Here is a 14,737-nt window from a genome sequence, read left to right as displayed (position 1 = left end):
TGTTTCCCCCCCATTTTCATGGATATTTTTTGATCAGTACAGTACGCACGCAACGTGATGCCCCGGTCTCACCTCCTTCAGTGGAGGCTTCTCCTGCGAACAGATTTCCTGTGCCATCGGGCAGCGCGTATGGAACGGGCAGCCTGTCGGCGGGTTCGCGGGACTCGGCACATCCCCCTGCAGCACAATCCGCTCTTTCCGCAGTTTCGGATCAGGTTCCGGAATCGCGGAGATGAGCGCCTGTGTGTAAGGGTGCAGCGGCTCGCTGTAAAGATCTTTATTTGAAGCAACCTCGACGAGATTGCCCAAATACATGACACCGATCGTATCGCTCATATGCTTGACGACACTAAGGTCGTGGGCGATGAACAGATACGTGAGGTCGAACTCTTTCTGAAGGTCTTTCAGAAGGTTCAGGACCTGGGATTGGACAGAAACGTCCAGTGCGGATACCGGCTCATCGGCAATGATGAGCTTCGGGTTGAGGGCCAATGCCCTGGCAATGCCGATCCTCTGGCGCTGGCCGCCTGAGAATTCGTGCGCGTATTTATAGTAAGCGGTCTCCGGAAGGCCGACCCGGACCAGAAGGGACTTGACGAATTCTTCAAGTTCTTTCTTATCACGGCGCTCAAAGTTCTTGATCGGCTCCGAAATGATGTCGCCGACCATCTGCATCGGGTTAAGGGACGCATACGGATCCTGGAACACCATCTGGAAATCCTGGCGGGCCTTGCGAAGCTTGGATCCGCCGATCCTGGTAATGTCCTCTCCGTCGAAGATGATCTGGCCGCCGGTCGGCTTGATCAGGCGCAGGATCGTCCGGCCGGTTGTGGATTTACCGCATCCCGACTCGCCGACCAGGCCCATCGTTTCCCCTTTTTTGATGGTGAATGAGATATCATCCACGGCCTTTACATTTCCTACGACTCTCTTAAAAAAGCCGCCGTGGATCGGATAATAAGTTTTGAGGTTTTTTACTTCAAGGAGATTTTTGCGCTCTTGCTGCGGTTTCCCCTGTTCTGTAAAGTCTTTTGTTGTCATCGTGCACCTACTCTTTCTTCTTTCGGCCAGCTTTCCTCATACAGCAGGCAGGCCACTTCGTGTCCGCCTTTGGTGTCTTCGAGGAGCGGGGTGATCTGCATGCATTCCGGCATCGCTTTCGGGCAACGGTTCGCAAACCGGCATCCGACTGCAGGCATGTCCTTGACCGATGGTACGAGTCCTTCGATCGTTGCCAGGCGCTCCTTTTCTTCCTCCATCTTCGGGATGGCCTCCATAAGGAGCTGTGTGTACGGGTGCTGAGGGTTTTCGAACAGATCCTCGACTGTTGCCCGTTCCACAATCTTGCCTGCGTACATGACCAGGACGACATCGCAGATCTCAGCTACAACACCAAGGTCGTGGGTGATGAGCATGATCGACATGTCATTCACTTCCTGGATGCTCTTCAGCAGATCCAGAATCTGGGCCTGCACTGTGACATCAAGTGCCGTGGTAGGCTCGTCCGCGATCAGCAGTTTCGGCTGGCAGGCAATCGCCATCGCGATCATCACACGTTGCCGCATCCCCCCGGAAAGCTGGTGGGGGTACTCATCGATGATCTGGTCAGCACGTGGAATCCCCACATTTTTCAGCAATGTAACCGCTTTCGCTCTTGCTTCATTTTTAGTGATGTCTTGGTGATTCAGCAACACTTCTGTGATCTGGAAGCCGATTGTAAATACCGGATTCAGGGAAGTCATCGGCTCCTGGAAGATCATGGAGATATCTTTGCCCCGGATGTTGTTCATCTTTTTCTCGTTATATCCGACGATGTCGGTACCTTCGAAAAGGATCTCTCCTCCGCGCACCTTTCCGATGCCCTTTGGCAGCAGATGCATGATGGAAAGCGACATGACGCTTTTGCCGCAGCCGGACTCTCCGACGATGCCGACGATCTGTTTGCGGTCAACCTTGAAGGAGACTCCTTCAACTGCGTTATAGTATTGTTTCTCGATTTTAAAGCCGGTCTGTAGGTTACGGACCTCCAGGAGAGGTGTCTTTGCCGGTGTGTTTAGTTTGGATGTCATGAATACACCTCAAGATTTCTATTTTTCTGTTATTTTTTGCTCTTGCTAAATTTTATTACAAATAGATTACATCCGCAAGCTGTTTTTTGAATTTCCTGTAACGAGTATACAATTCAAACCATTCTTTCGGCTCTAAAACCCAATCATATCAAGGGTTTATACCAATATGTCAGAATAATTATTTTTGAATAATTTATTAATATCATACGAATCTCCTATTATATTTGAATCGTATTTCACGTAAAAAAGCCCTGGTCTCCACAATTGGAAATCAGGGCTTTGCATCTATTTTCTTATTCCGCTTTTTTGAAAAGGAGTGAAACGTTGTGACCTCCGAAGCCAAGAGAGTTGCTCATGGCATACCGGATGTCCTGCTTTCTTGCTCCGTCCGTGACATAATCCAGGTCGCATTCCGGATCAGGGGTTTTATAGTTTGTGGTCGGCGGCAAGATGCCTTCATGAAGGGCAAATGCGGTAAATACCGCTTCCACACCGCCAGCTGCGCCGAGCAGGTGTCCCGTCATGGATTTCGTGGAGCTCATTGCCAGGTTGTAAGCATGCTCCCCAAAGACAGATTTGACGGCCTGGGTCTCAAATTGGTCGTTGTAAGGTGTGCTTGTACCATGGGCATTGATATAGTCGACTTCATCCGGACTGATGCCGGCCTTCACGATCGCCTGGGTCATTGCACGGGCCGCGCCTTCTCCCTCCGGAGCCGGGGCCGTGATATGGTGGGCGTCACCGGTTGATCCGTAACCGACAACCTCTGCATAGATTTTGGCTCCCCGTTCTTTTGCACGTTCATACTCTTCGAGAATAAGGATGCCGGCGCCCTCTCCGATAACAAAACCATCACGGTCCGCGTCAAACGGACGGGATGCCGTTTCAGGATCCGGATTGGTCGAGAGGGCGGTATTTGCACAGAATCCCGCTACCGCCATGGTGGTGATCGGGGCCTCCGCCCCTCCCGTGATCATCATGTCCGCGTCGCCGCGGAGAATCGCCTCGAAAGCGTCGCCGATCGAGTTGGCACCGGATGCGCAGGCTGTCACCGTACATGAGTTGATTCCTTTGGCGTTGGTATAGATCGAGACCTGTCCGGCAGCCATATCCGGGATCATCATCGGCACGAAGAACGGGCTCACCCGACGGTAACCGCGTTCCTGAAACGTCTTGAACTGTTGCTCATGCGTCTCCATGCCGCCAATGCCTGAGCCAATCCAAACACCTGTCCGGAGGGCATCTTCCTCTTCCAGACGGCGCGGCAGTCCTGCATCCTCCAGCGCCTCAAATGCTGCTGCAAGCGCATAATGGGTGAACCGGTCCATTTTGCGCGCCTCTTTTTTCGGGACGTATTGTTCAATGTCAAAGTCCTTGACTTCAGCAGCGACCTTTGCAGGGAACTGCTCCCTGTCCAGACGGGTCATCATGCCGATGCCTGATTTCCCTTCCTTGACTCCCTGCCAAGTGCTCTTGGCGTCATTCCCTAGCGGGCTGACCGCTCCTAGGCCTGTTACTACGACTCGTCGCTTGTTCATCTCATTTTCCCTTCCTTCTGTATGAATGGTTTGATATATATGGTGTTGTTATAATGCTGCTTTATCTTTCTCAGCGTCCCCAGCGGATCGCGAGCGCACCCCATGTAAGGCCGCCTCCGAAACCGACAAGGACGATGACATCATCATCTTTGACATTCCCCGCGCCGACTTCATCACAAAGGGCGATCGGGATTGATGCGGAAGAGGTGTTGCCGTACTTGTGGATCCGCTTGGACATCTTTTCCGGCGGCAAGCCAAGGCGTTCCCGCGCGGCTTCCATAATCCTGATATTTGCCTGGTGCGGAATCAGATAATCGGCGTCTTCTTTGGTCAGGCCGGCTTTGTCGAGGACCGATACCGCTGAGTCGCCCATCTGGCGGACTGCGAACTTGAACACTTCCCTGCCGTTCATCTTGATGTTTTCATCCTGGTAGAGGTGTTTTCCTCCAGAACCGTCAGCGCCAAGTTCAAATGACAGGATTCCGCGGCCTTCACCGACCTTCCCGATGACGGCAGCGCCTGCTCCGTCGCCGAACAATACAGCAGTATTACGGTCTTCCCAATCGGTGATTTTCGAGAGTTTTTCCACCCCGACGACGAGAATATAGTCATAGCAGCCGTTTTCAACGAATTGCTGTGCGGTCACAACGCTATACATGAATCCCGCACACGCGGCGGACTGATCCATCGCACCGGCATTTGTTGCACCGAGGCGCTCCTGGATCTGAGTGGCCACGCTCGGGAAAGGCCTGTCCGGCGTGACCGTCGCCACGATGATAAGGCCAAGCTGCTCAGCCGTAATTCCGGCGTCCTTCATCGCAGCTTCGGCGGCACGGAAAGCGAGTTCTGAAGTGTCTTCACTTTCTGGAGCAATTCTTCTTTCCTCTATGCCTGTACGTGTGCGGATCCATTCATCAGATGTATCCAGGCGTTTCTCCAGATCTGCATTTGTGACCACCTGTTCCGGGACATACTTCCCGATTCCGATCATGCCGACGCCCATATTGCATCCCCTTTTCTTATCATCTTCTATTAGTACCTGGTATCAATTTAACATACTTGAACGTTCTTTGACAACTTGCTGCGCATGACTGTTTTTGGTGAAAAATGTGTCTTCATCCGCTTTTGCATTCTCTGTCCGCTATGGTATGATGAGTTCGGATATTTCCGTTCAGAGGTGAAACCTTATGCAATTTATCATGACGTTTGTCTGGTCGTTCCTTCTCATTACGACCCTGAATTATGTTGTCAGCTCCGTCAATGCGGTTCCATTCGATTTCGGTCTTGGAGCCATCGTTTCTGTCGTTTTCGCGGTCATGCTCTTCATGATGTCGGCCGTTCTTCCGGAAGAGACGCTGCCGGACTACGAATGAAACCGGAAAAACCGTTCCCCCTCAATGGGTGGAACGGTTTTTTGTTGGGTGTTTATGCCTTTTCAATTTGCACCTTGCCGTCTTCAAGCACTGCGCGGATCGTATCGCCTTCCCGGAAGCCTCCCCGGATCAGCCCATGCGCGACGGCGGTCTCGACATGGCGCTGGATAAATCGCTTAAGCGGGCGTGCGCCGAATTCAGCATCGGTCCCTTCTTCAACGATCCATTCGGCGATGCCTTCCCCGAACTCAAGCCGGATACCCTGAGTGGCGACACGGCCGGCCAGATCGCGCATCACCTTCATTGCGATTTTCAGGAAGTCGTCAGCCTTAAGTGAGTTGAAGATGACAATATCATCCATCCGGTTGATCAGCTCCGGCTTAAAGTGTTTTTTCAGCTCAGCCATCACAACGTCCTCGATCGCATGGTCTTCGATCCCCTCCATCTGGAGGAGGAGCGAGGAGCCGATGTTCGATGTCATGATGATGATTGTGTTAGTGAAGTCCACATTTCTTCCCTGGCTGTCGGTAATGCGCCCGTCATCCAATGCCTGGAGCAGGATGTTCGAGACATCCGGATGGGCCTTCTCGATCTCGTCGAGCAGCACGACTGCATAAGGGTTGCGCCGAACGGCCTCGGTCAGCTGTCCGCCTTCTTCAAAGCCCACATATCCCGGGGGCGCGCCGACTAGCCGGGAGACAGAGTGCTTCTCCATATACTCCGACATATCGATGCGGATAAAGTGATCCTCCGAATCAAACAGCGTCGCCGCGATCGTCTTGGCAAGTTCGGTCTTCCCGACTCCGGTCGGTCCCAGGAAGAGGAACGATCCGATCGGCCTGTGCGGGTCCTTGATGCCCGCCCTTGCCCTCCATATCGCCTCGGTCACAAGGCGGACAGCGTCATCCTGCCCGATGACCCGCTGTTCCAGCGTCTCGTCCAGGCGGAGCAGCTTTTCCCGCTCCCCTTCCACAAGTTTCGAGACCGGAATGCCCGTCCAGCGTGCGACGATGTCCGCAATCTCTTCTTCGGTCACTTCCTCGCGGAGAAGGCGGTTCTCGGAAGCGGTCAGCGGCGCCTCCAGTTCATGCAGTTCCTTCTCGGCCTGAGGAATGCGGCCGTGACGGAGCTCCGCCGCCCGGTTAAGGTCATAGCGGTTTTCCGCGTCTTCCAGCTCGCGCCGGTAGCGGTCCAGTTCCTCACGCTTCGCCTGGACGGTGCGGATCGCTTCTTTCTCCCGTTCCCACTGCTCACGCATATCTTCTGTGGATGTCCTCAGTTCGTGCAGCTCTGAACGGATGTCTTCCAGGCGGGCCTTGCTCCGGTCATCCTTTTCCATCATGAGGGCCTGTTCTTCGATCTCCAGCTGCATGATGCGCCGTGTCACTTCATCCAGCTCCTGTGGCATCGAATCAATCTCGGTACGGATGAGCGCACTTGCCTCATCGACAAGGTCGATCGCCTTGTCCGGGAGGAAGCGCTCGGTAATGTACCGGTCGGACAGCGATGCGGCAGCGACCAGGGCGCGGTCATGGATGCGGACACCATGGTGAAGCTCGAAGCGCTCTTTTAGGCCCCGCAGGATTGAAATCGTATCTTCCACATCAGGTTCCTGCACGAGCACTTGCTGGAAGCGGCGTTCCAGCGCGGCATCCTTTTCGATATATAGACGGTACTCGTCCAGTGTCGTCGCGCCGATCAGATGCAGTTCACCCCTGGCCAGCATCGGCTTCAGCATATTTCCCGCATCCATTGATCCTTCCGTACGTCCCGCGCCGACAATCGTATGGAGCTCGTCGATAAACAGGATGATCTGGCCGTCGCTGTCTTTTACCTGTTGAAGAACAGCCTTCATCCTCTCCTCGAACTCACCACGGTATTTTGCACCGGCAATCAATGCGCTCATATCCAGTTCATACAGATCCCTGTCCTTAAGCCCTTCCGGCACATCTTTCTTGACGATTCTCTGTGCCAGCCCCTCGACAATCGCCGTTTTCCCGACACCCGGCTCCCCGATGAGAACGGGATTGTTTTTCGTCTTTCTTGAGAGGATCCTGACCACGTCGCGGATTTCCTGGTCACGGCCAATAATCGGATCCATCTTTCCGGCCTTCACATCATCGATCAGATTTCGCCCGAACTTCTCCAACGGGCTGCGCTGATCGTCCTGCTGCATGTTCATCTGCATTGTTGATTCGCCCCCAAACCCTGAATTGATCTATACTGACTTTGACCTTATTTGACTATATTCATTATAAAGTATTCCCCCGGAGCATTAAAGCGAAACGAAAAAACCGCACGTTGACCCTTTTAGGCACGTGCGGCTGGGTAATTCTATTAACGTACACCAAGCGCGATTTTCGCGTAGCGGGACATCATGTCCTTCGACCATGGCGGGCTCCAGATGATGTTAACTTCTGTTTCCTTGACCTCAGGCAGTTCGGCCAGTTCACGTTTGACGTTATCAACGATCATCGGGCCCATCGGGCATCCCAGCGACGTAAGCGTCATCGTGACATCCACTTTGCCGGCTTCATCCATATCCACATCGTAGACAAGGCCCAGGTTCACTATGTCAATGCCAAGCTCGGGGTCGATCACGTTCTCGAGCGCACCCATGAGGCTGTCTTTCATCTCCTGATCCATCATCATTCCCCTTCCGTTCTTTGCTGACTCCATCATATCAGACCGTGGCGAGATCATTCAAATAGGTTGCAAGCCAGTCCGCGCATTCCAGCATGCCCGTCCTGGAGACCGCATGTCCCGCCTGGCGCTCGTAGCGGGTTTTCAGCCTCTCCGGTGCCTCCCGGTAGTCTTCCCGCAGCGCCTCGACAAAATTCCTGGTCGGCTTGAACGGGACGGTCTCGTCCATTTCGCCATGCCAGAAATAGACCGGCCTGCCGGCAAGCGGTTTGCGGTCTTTTGTCAGGTCGAACTTGCCGAGTGTCTCCAGAAGGCCGCGCCGCTCATCCGGCGTCAGCGGAATTTCAAAGCCTTTCGCTTCGTATTGCGCCATCTGGGCTTTCGCCAGGCTGACATATCCCGGCGTGCCCATCATGACAGCCGCGCAATCAATCCAGTCATAGACCTTCAGGCAGCCGAGAGTCTCGATGCCGCCCATCGACGTTCCGGCGACTCCGATTTTCCCCGCCTTCGGGTAGCGGCGGCCGATCTCTTCCTTAAGTATGCCGACTTCTTCGATGCTTGTCAGGACGATTTCCCAGAACCTTAGGCTGAGCTGGACCTCATCAAGCCCTTCTTCCCTCTCGCCGTGCAGATGAGCTTCCGGAAGAATGACACGGAGTCCCTGCTTGGCCATATTGTATGCATAATGCAGATTGTGTTCCTTGGCACTTGTAAAGCCATGAAGGAATATAACAACCGGGGAGGATTCCCCGCCTGTTTCGGGGTATATATGCAGGAGCGGTATGCCCGCCCACCGTTCTTCTCTGATTTCCATGTGCAGCACTTCCTATTTTTTCTTTTTATCGTATCAGACAGAACAGGAAAACTAAACCGGAACGGCAGCCCTTCCCGGGGGCTATTTTTGACTTGGCATCCCATTGCGGTCTACACTCAATCTTGAAGGGGGAGAACGAATATGAAACAGCACCTTATCGTACTTGATTTGGACGGCACGCTGCTTACAGATGAAAAAGTAATATCCGATAAAACGGAGCAAACTCTGCGAGCTGCAAGACAGGCCGGCCATCAGGTGATGATCGCCACCGGGCGGCCATATCGCGCCAGCGAGCCTTATTATAGGCAGCTGAACCTGGATGTCCCGATCGTCAATTTTAATGGAGCATTTGTCCACCATCCTGCGGATCGGAGCTGGAAGCCGTTCCATGAACCGATCAGCCTGCCGGTTGTCGGCGAAGTCGTTGAGGCCCTCCAGGACTTTAACGTGCACAACGTCGTTGCGGAAGTGATGGATGATGTCTATATCCACCGCCATGATGAAAAACTGATGAACATCTTCACGATGGGCGAGCCGTCGGTGACGGTCGGCGACCTCCGTTCCTATCTCAAGGACAATCCGACAAGCCTTCTGATCCATCCCGAGCAGGAAGATCAGGACAAAATCAGGCAGCATCTGGCCGATGTGCATGCGGAAGTCATCGACCACCGCCGCTGGGGAGCTCCGTGGCATGTCATCGAAGTGATCCGGCATGGCCTGAACAAGGCGGTCGGGATTTCGAAAGTGGCCGGATGGCTTGATATTCCGCAGGAGCGGATCATCGCTTTTGGTGATGAGGACAACGATTATGAAATGATCGAATATGCCGGCACCGGCGTTGCGATGGGCAACGCCATCAACGGACTCAAGTCAATCGCCGATGAAGTGACCGGGACTAACAACGAAGACGGCATTGCCGCCGTACTTGAAGAGCGGCTAAAACTGAAACTGGAAAGCAATACTTAAGGAGGACGAATGATGAAACTGTTCACAGACAGCGGATCCGACCTGCCGCTCTCATTCTTTGAGGACCATGACGTGACCCTCCTTCCCCTCCGCGTGGAGATCGGCGGTGACTCATACGACGATATTTCGGAAATCGATTCCACCACCATTTTCCGGAGAATCCGGAACGGGGAACGCCCAAAAACTTCCCAGGTATCACCTGAGCTGTTCACGAGGAAATGGAACGAACTGGCGGAGTCCGGTGAAGAAGGGCTCTACATTGCCTTTTCCTCCGAACTTTCCGGTACATACAGCACGAGTGTGGTGATCCGTGACCAGGTCAAAGAAGACCATCCGGAACTTGACGTTGTGATCATTGACACGAAAGGTGCTTCCCTGGGACAGGGGCTGATCGTCCAGGAAGCCGCCCGCCTTCGGGATGCCGGCAAGAGCCGGGATGAAATCGTTGCAGCTTTACGCATCCTGGTGGACCGTGTCGTCTCTTTGTTCACGGTGGAAGACCTCGACTACCTTGCCAAAGGCGGCAGAGTATCCAAAGCGAGCGCCTTTATCGGCGGCCTGCTGAATATCAAGCCGCTCCTCCATGTCGAGGACGGCAAGCTCGTTCCGATTGAAAAATACCGGGGACGCAAAAAAGTGTTCCAGCGCATGGTTGGCCTCATGGAAGAACGGGGCAGCAGCTTTTCCGGCCAGCACGTGGCCATCAGCCACGGAGATGACGAGGAAGCGGCTCTCACTCTGAAGGGGATGATCGAGGATTCCCACAAGCCGGCGTCGGTCGGCATCTACCAGATCGGCTCCGCGATCGGTGCCCATACCGGTCCGGGTTGCATTGCCTTGTTTTTCCTTGGGCCGGAAGCTTAACAGCCAGAAAGGATGATTGGATGAAAATCGTCGTCATCGGGGCGGTCGCCGGAGGGGCGACCGTTTCTTCTCAGATCCGCCACTTTTTGTCGGATGCCGACATCACCCTGATCGGAAAGGACTCGGAGCTCGGCTTCGGCACATGCGGAATGCCGTATGTGCTTGGCGGGCTGATCGATAGCGAGGAAGACCTTGTCCATGCGACACCTGAAGGATTCAGTGAGAAGAAATCGATCGATGTGCGTCTACTTCATGAAGCGACGAAAATCGATCGCGCAACCAAGAAAGTCCACATCTGCAATTTGGAGACGGGTCAAACCGATGAGCTGTCTTATGATAAGCTCGTGCTTTCTCCCGGTGGGCGTGCCCGGAAGCCGGCCGTTCCGGGAAAACCGGACATTCCAATGTTTACACTCCGTCACTTCGGCGATCTTGAGCAGTTCAAGTCATTCCTTGATGAACAGAAGCCGGCCTCCTGCCTGGTGATCGGCGGCGGTTTCATCGGTGTGGAACTGGCGGAGAACTTCCGGCACCGCGGCATCGAGACTGCCCTTGTCGAACATAATGACCATGTCATGCCGATCGGGGACGAAGATATGTCGGATCTGCTCGCAGAAGAGATGGAGCGGAACGGTGTCCGGCTCCATCTCGGACGGGAGCTGAAAATGATTGACGGCAGGAGGATCACCCTCGATGACGGCACCGAACTGGAAGCTGATTTCATCGCGACTGCTGTCGGCCTGGAGCCCAACACACTGCTTGCCAAAGAAGCCGGCATTGAGATCGGACCGACCGGAGGGATTGCGACGGACCCGTTTATGAGGACGAACGATCCGGATATCTACGCGATCGGGGATGCTGCGGAAGTCAAGGACTGGTTTACGGGAAAGCCCAAGCGGGTTCCGCTTTCATGGCCTGCACACCGGGCCGCATTCATCGTTGCAAACCACCTTGCCGGAGGAGACACGGAGATGGATGGGCTTCTTGGCACATCGATCACGAAACTATTTTCCCTCACCGCCGGTATGACCGGCATGACAGAGAAAATGCTGAAAAAAGAAGGGATGGCCTACAAAACGGTTATCCACAAGAGCCGGTCAAATGCCGGATACTATCCCGACAGCGGAAAACTTGTCCTGAAAGTCCATTATGATCCCGACACCCGCGCCATCTATGGTGCGCAGGCGGTCGGTGAAAAAGGAGCGGACAAGCGCATCGACGTGATCGCCACTGCGATCCGGGGCGGACTCACCGTTGATGACCTTTCGGCCATTGAGACGGCGTATGCCCCGCCGTACGGATCCCCGAAAGATCCTGTCAACATGCTCGGATACCGGGCAATGCGGTCCTGAAATTTATTTCCATCATCGAACAGGCCTCCATCCTTTACCGGATGGAGGCCTGTTCCTATTCATTATTTTTTTGTCCGGGCAGCCTGCTCGTCTTTTGCACGCTGCTTCCCTTTTCTCCAGACCATATAGATGAATCCGATGAACGTCACATAGACGAGGATAGCTGCAATGATATACGGGATATTGAGCCCGGTATCTTCCTCGACAATAAACAGATCCGCCTCTTCCCTGTCGAGCACGACCCGGTATTCACCGCTGTCCGCCTGACTGACCAGATTATCATCCATCAGGGCACGCAGCCGCTTGCCTTCGCCGATCTCCTCTTCGGACAGGTCGATGCGCTGTGTCTCGCTCGTATTGTTGAGAACGACAATCCACGTCTCCTCATCACTGAATCGTTTATAAACGATCAGCCCGTCTTCATTGTGGAGAAGCTTGAAGTCTCCGGTACGGAGTGTCTCCGATTGGTTCCGCAGGCCGTTCACATCAGTGATGTGGTCCTTGAGCTCCTCATCCGTCTTGAAATTGTGGAGCGGATGTGTACCTGGCGCTTCCTTGCCCGCCACAGCAATTTCAGTTCCGTAAGTCATGACCGGCACGCCAGGCAAAGTGAAGAGCGCCGTTGCTGCAATGTTCCAGCGTGTCGGCGGGAACATTCTCCGTTCCACCATCTCAGTCGTAAATCTTGTGGTGTTCAGGGTGTCGAAGAACATCATCGACGGAGGATCATTCTTTTCAACCACATCCATCCCGGAAGAATCAGGATCCATCTCGACAAATGCCGCACGGAGAGCCTCCATCACATCCGGGTCATACACCAGATCAAAATCAGCTTCGGAAAGTGCATCCGAAAACACGGTGATTGAAGGCGATTCTTTTTTCAGAGCATCGATCATCCGGTTCAAAAACGCCGGATCCGCCTCACCAAAGCTTGTCAGCCGGATGCCATCGAGACCGGTTTCCGCCGCAAACGAGACGGCCGCATCGATTAGTGCTTCCCGGACTTCCTCGTTGCCTAAGTCCCAGTCGACCGTTTCTCCGTCATCGGAAGGGATCGCCCAACCTTCATGTTCTGCAGTCCACTCGTGATCAGGACTCACACCGCCCAGCGGGAAGTCTGCATAAACTGCCATGTCCTTCTCATGATAGGCAGTAAGCATATCGCTCAGATCGTCTTCCGTTCCGAAACGGTCCTCGATCTCTCCGTAGCTCAGTACTGCACGGCCGTCATAGGTCGCTGTTTCGAAAATAGGTCCGATCGAAACCGTAGTGAAACCCATTTCCTGGAGATAATCCGACTTTTCCTGAAGGCCGGCAAAGTCCCCTCCGTTGAATCCTTGGCTATCACGGGGATCGGCTCCCTGGTCATTCTCTGTCGCACCGTTGTAAAACCGGTCAACGAGCGTATCATAAATGCTTTCATCGTGAATCGTCCGTTCATCCGCAGCAACTGCAGGAATCACGGCGGTTCCGAAAAGTAAAGCCGCGCCAAATGCGGCAACTGTCTTCTTGAACACTTATATCGTCACTCCTTGTTCCATCATCCGTTATTTTATCATCCCGCACCGTACGCGGCGACCCGTACGGAAAATCCGTGAATGAAAACTCCCGGAAATGGGGCGGAAATGTGAATTCATCGTTTCTGACGAGATCATCAACGTCTCAATAAAGATCGTCAACGTCTCACTCTCTTTCCCCGGCCCTTCCGTATGAAAAGGAAAAAGCCGGAAACGGTCCGAAGACCCGTTTCCGGCTTTTTGGTCCTGTCAGAAGAAGTCCATGCCGACCGGCAAGCTCATGCCGATGAACATCGTCGCAAGGAGGCTGATGAAAAACAGCGCCCAGAAGACGGTGGTCGGCTTGTCTTTGTTCTGACGGACAAGCACCATCTCCATGAATCCGATCGTCACGACGCCAAGCAGGAACTTGACTCCGTACATGGCCGCATCGGAGCTGGACCATGCGAAGAACAGGAATGCCCCGCTGAGGATGACGAGGATGTAAAAGAGTCGGAGGATCATATGAACGATCTTGCGCCCCTTGCTTCCTTTCGCCATGACCGCCGCCACGAGGAACAAAATGATCGCGACGACCCAAGTGAAGATGTGCAGATGTGTCGTATCCGTAAAGATGCCCAACTAGTCCACCTCATTTTCTATGATTGCCCTTTTATCCTACCATAATCGGGTACCGGCAATCACGCAGGACGGTCAGGCGAACGTATTGGACAGGGTGCCGATGCCCTCGATCGAAACCTTCACAGTATCGCCCGCCTTGAGAAAGGACGGAGGATTCATCCCTTTGCCGACACCGGAAGGCGTGCCCGTGAGGATGACATCGCCCGGCTCGAGTGTGACATAGCGCGAAACTTGCGCGATCAGTTCGTCGATCGGGAAGATCATGTCTTTTGTATTGCCGTTCTGCCGCACTTCCCCGTTAACCTTCGTGACAAGAGAAAGGTTTTGCGGGTCAGGGATCTCATCTTTTGTCACGAGATAAGGTCCCATCGGGCACGACTTGTCCAGGCTTTTCCCGAGGAAAAATTGGACATGGGCCGTCTGGACGTCTCGCGCTGTAATGTCATTGGCGATCGTGTATCCGAAAACATGGTCGTAGGCGAGCGCCTTTTGAATATTCCGTCCGCCCTTGCCGATGACAATCGCGAGTTCGCCTTCATAATCCAGGTTTTCCGTGATGCCGGCATGAACCGGCAACTCCTCTTCGTCTGCCGCGATTGTGGTCGGGGCCTTCGTGAAGACGACCAGCTTTTCCGGTGGACGGTCGCCGCCCATTTCCTTGACATGCTCAGCATAGTTCTTGCCGATACAGATGACGTTTTTGGGTGTCCGGGGAATCGGCGCTGTCCACTCGATCGTGTCAAATCCCCGTTTATAGGAATCCGAATTGCTAGAGGTCTCCGCCCGTTCTACGAGCCTGCGGATCCCTTCCACGAATTCATGGCCGGCCGCGATCCCGTCGATGATGTGGGCCGGGAATGGCTCCCCTTCCCCCAGATCCTCATGGATGGCGGCCAGGTCCCATACAGCCTCCTCTTTCTTCACTTTCGGGCCGAAGCACTCTTTCCCGTCATACCGGAACGACAATAACTTCATCT

Annotated in this window: 14 protein-coding genes; 4 read left to right on the top strand and 10 right to left on the bottom strand. The window is 54.0% G+C overall.

Annotated elements, in window-relative coordinates:
- Positions 1-33: 33 nt before the first annotated feature.
- From AC6CHQ_RS01670 to AC6CHQ_RS01655, 4 genes are all read right to left on the bottom strand, one after another.
- Positions 34-1,041, bottom strand: coding sequence for an ABC transporter ATP-binding protein (locus tag AC6CHQ_RS01670; protein ID WP_092054140.1), 1,008 nt, complete (start codon positions 1,039-1,041; stop codon positions 34-36).
- Positions 1,038-2,069, bottom strand: a complete 1,032-nt coding sequence (locus tag AC6CHQ_RS01665) for an ABC transporter ATP-binding protein (RefSeq protein WP_092054144.1) — start codon at positions 2,067-2,069, stop codon at positions 1,038-1,040. The genes AC6CHQ_RS01670 and AC6CHQ_RS01665 overlap by 4 nt, the downstream gene beginning before the upstream one ends.
- A gap of 293 nt (positions 2,070-2,362) precedes the next feature.
- Positions 2,363-3,607, bottom strand: a complete 1,245-nt coding sequence (gene fabF, locus AC6CHQ_RS01660) for a beta-ketoacyl-ACP synthase II (RefSeq protein WP_251239742.1) — start codon at positions 3,605-3,607, stop codon at positions 2,363-2,365.
- A gap of 70 nt (positions 3,608-3,677) precedes the next feature.
- Positions 3,678-4,610 carry a beta-ketoacyl-ACP synthase III gene (locus tag AC6CHQ_RS01655; RefSeq protein WP_251239741.1) on the bottom strand — a complete coding sequence of 311 codons (933 nt, stop codon included), beginning with the start codon at positions 4,608-4,610 and terminating at the stop codon, positions 3,678-3,680.
- 184 nt (positions 4,611-4,794) lie between these two features.
- On the opposite strand from AC6CHQ_RS01655, the gene AC6CHQ_RS01650 reads away from it, so the two are divergent.
- Positions 4,795-4,980 carry a DUF2929 family protein gene (locus AC6CHQ_RS01650; protein WP_092054156.1) on the top strand — a complete coding sequence of 62 codons (186 nt, stop codon included), beginning with the start codon at positions 4,795-4,797 and terminating at the stop codon, positions 4,978-4,980.
- 52 nt (positions 4,981-5,032) lie between these two features.
- Here the strand turns inward: AC6CHQ_RS01650 and AC6CHQ_RS01645 are convergent, their stop codons facing one another.
- The 3 genes from AC6CHQ_RS01645 to AC6CHQ_RS01635 all read right to left on the bottom strand — a co-directional run bounded on the left by AC6CHQ_RS01645 (position 5,033) and on the right by AC6CHQ_RS01635 (position 8,440).
- Positions 5,033-7,162: an ATP-dependent Clp protease ATP-binding subunit gene (locus AC6CHQ_RS01645; RefSeq protein ID WP_498080654.1), complete on the bottom strand. Its 2,130-nt coding sequence runs from the start codon at positions 7,160-7,162 to the stop codon at positions 5,033-5,035.
- A 155-nt stretch (positions 7,163-7,317) separates the two neighbouring features.
- Complete coding sequence (locus AC6CHQ_RS01640) at positions 7,318-7,626, bottom strand: metal-sulfur cluster assembly factor (RefSeq protein WP_092054159.1); 309 nt, start codon at positions 7,624-7,626, stop codon at positions 7,318-7,320.
- 37 nt (positions 7,627-7,663) lie between these two features.
- Positions 7,664-8,440 carry a prolyl oligopeptidase family serine peptidase gene (locus AC6CHQ_RS01635; RefSeq protein ID WP_251239740.1) on the bottom strand — a complete coding sequence of 259 codons (777 nt, stop codon included), beginning with the start codon at positions 8,438-8,440 and terminating at the stop codon, positions 7,664-7,666.
- 141 nt (positions 8,441-8,581) lie between these two features.
- Here AC6CHQ_RS01635 and AC6CHQ_RS01630 point away from each other — a divergent pair, with 141 nt between their 5' ends.
- Genes AC6CHQ_RS01630 through AC6CHQ_RS01620 form a run of 3 tightly spaced genes read left to right on the top strand, consistent with a single transcriptional unit; the run spans position 8,582 to position 11,622 of the window.
- Positions 8,582-9,406: a Cof-type HAD-IIB family hydrolase gene (locus AC6CHQ_RS01630; protein ID WP_092054168.1), complete on the top strand. Its 825-nt coding sequence runs from the start codon at positions 8,582-8,584 to the stop codon at positions 9,404-9,406.
- 12 nt (positions 9,407-9,418) lie between these two features.
- Positions 9,419-10,270, top strand: a complete 852-nt coding sequence (locus AC6CHQ_RS01625; RefSeq protein ID WP_251239739.1) for a DegV family protein — start codon at positions 9,419-9,421, stop codon at positions 10,268-10,270.
- 20 nt (positions 10,271-10,290) lie between these two features.
- On the top strand, positions 10,291-11,622 hold the full coding sequence (locus AC6CHQ_RS01620; RefSeq protein ID WP_498080638.1) for a CoA-disulfide reductase: 1,332 nt from the start codon (positions 10,291-10,293) through the stop codon (positions 11,620-11,622).
- Between the two features lie 62 nt (positions 11,623-11,684).
- Here AC6CHQ_RS01620 and AC6CHQ_RS01615 read toward each other — a convergent pair whose 3' ends face one another.
- From AC6CHQ_RS01615 to AC6CHQ_RS01605, 3 genes are all read right to left on the bottom strand, one after another.
- Positions 11,685-13,139, bottom strand: a complete 1,455-nt coding sequence (locus AC6CHQ_RS01615; protein WP_498080637.1) for an alpha-amylase family glycosyl hydrolase — start codon at positions 13,137-13,139, stop codon at positions 11,685-11,687.
- Between the two features lie 249 nt (positions 13,140-13,388).
- Entirely contained in the window at positions 13,389-13,760 is a 372-nt protein-coding gene (locus tag AC6CHQ_RS01610) for a YisL family protein (RefSeq protein ID WP_498080636.1), read from the bottom strand.
- A gap of 72 nt (positions 13,761-13,832) precedes the next feature.
- Entirely contained in the window at positions 13,833-14,735 is a 903-nt protein-coding gene (locus tag AC6CHQ_RS01605; RefSeq protein ID WP_498080635.1) for a fumarylacetoacetate hydrolase family protein, read from the bottom strand.
- Positions 14,736-14,737 lie beyond the last annotated feature (2 nt).

Source organism: Bhargavaea sp. GQ12, from assembly GCF_059758705.1.
The sequence above is the reverse complement of the archived record's forward strand: the minus strand, read 5'-3'. Positions and strand labels throughout refer to the sequence as shown.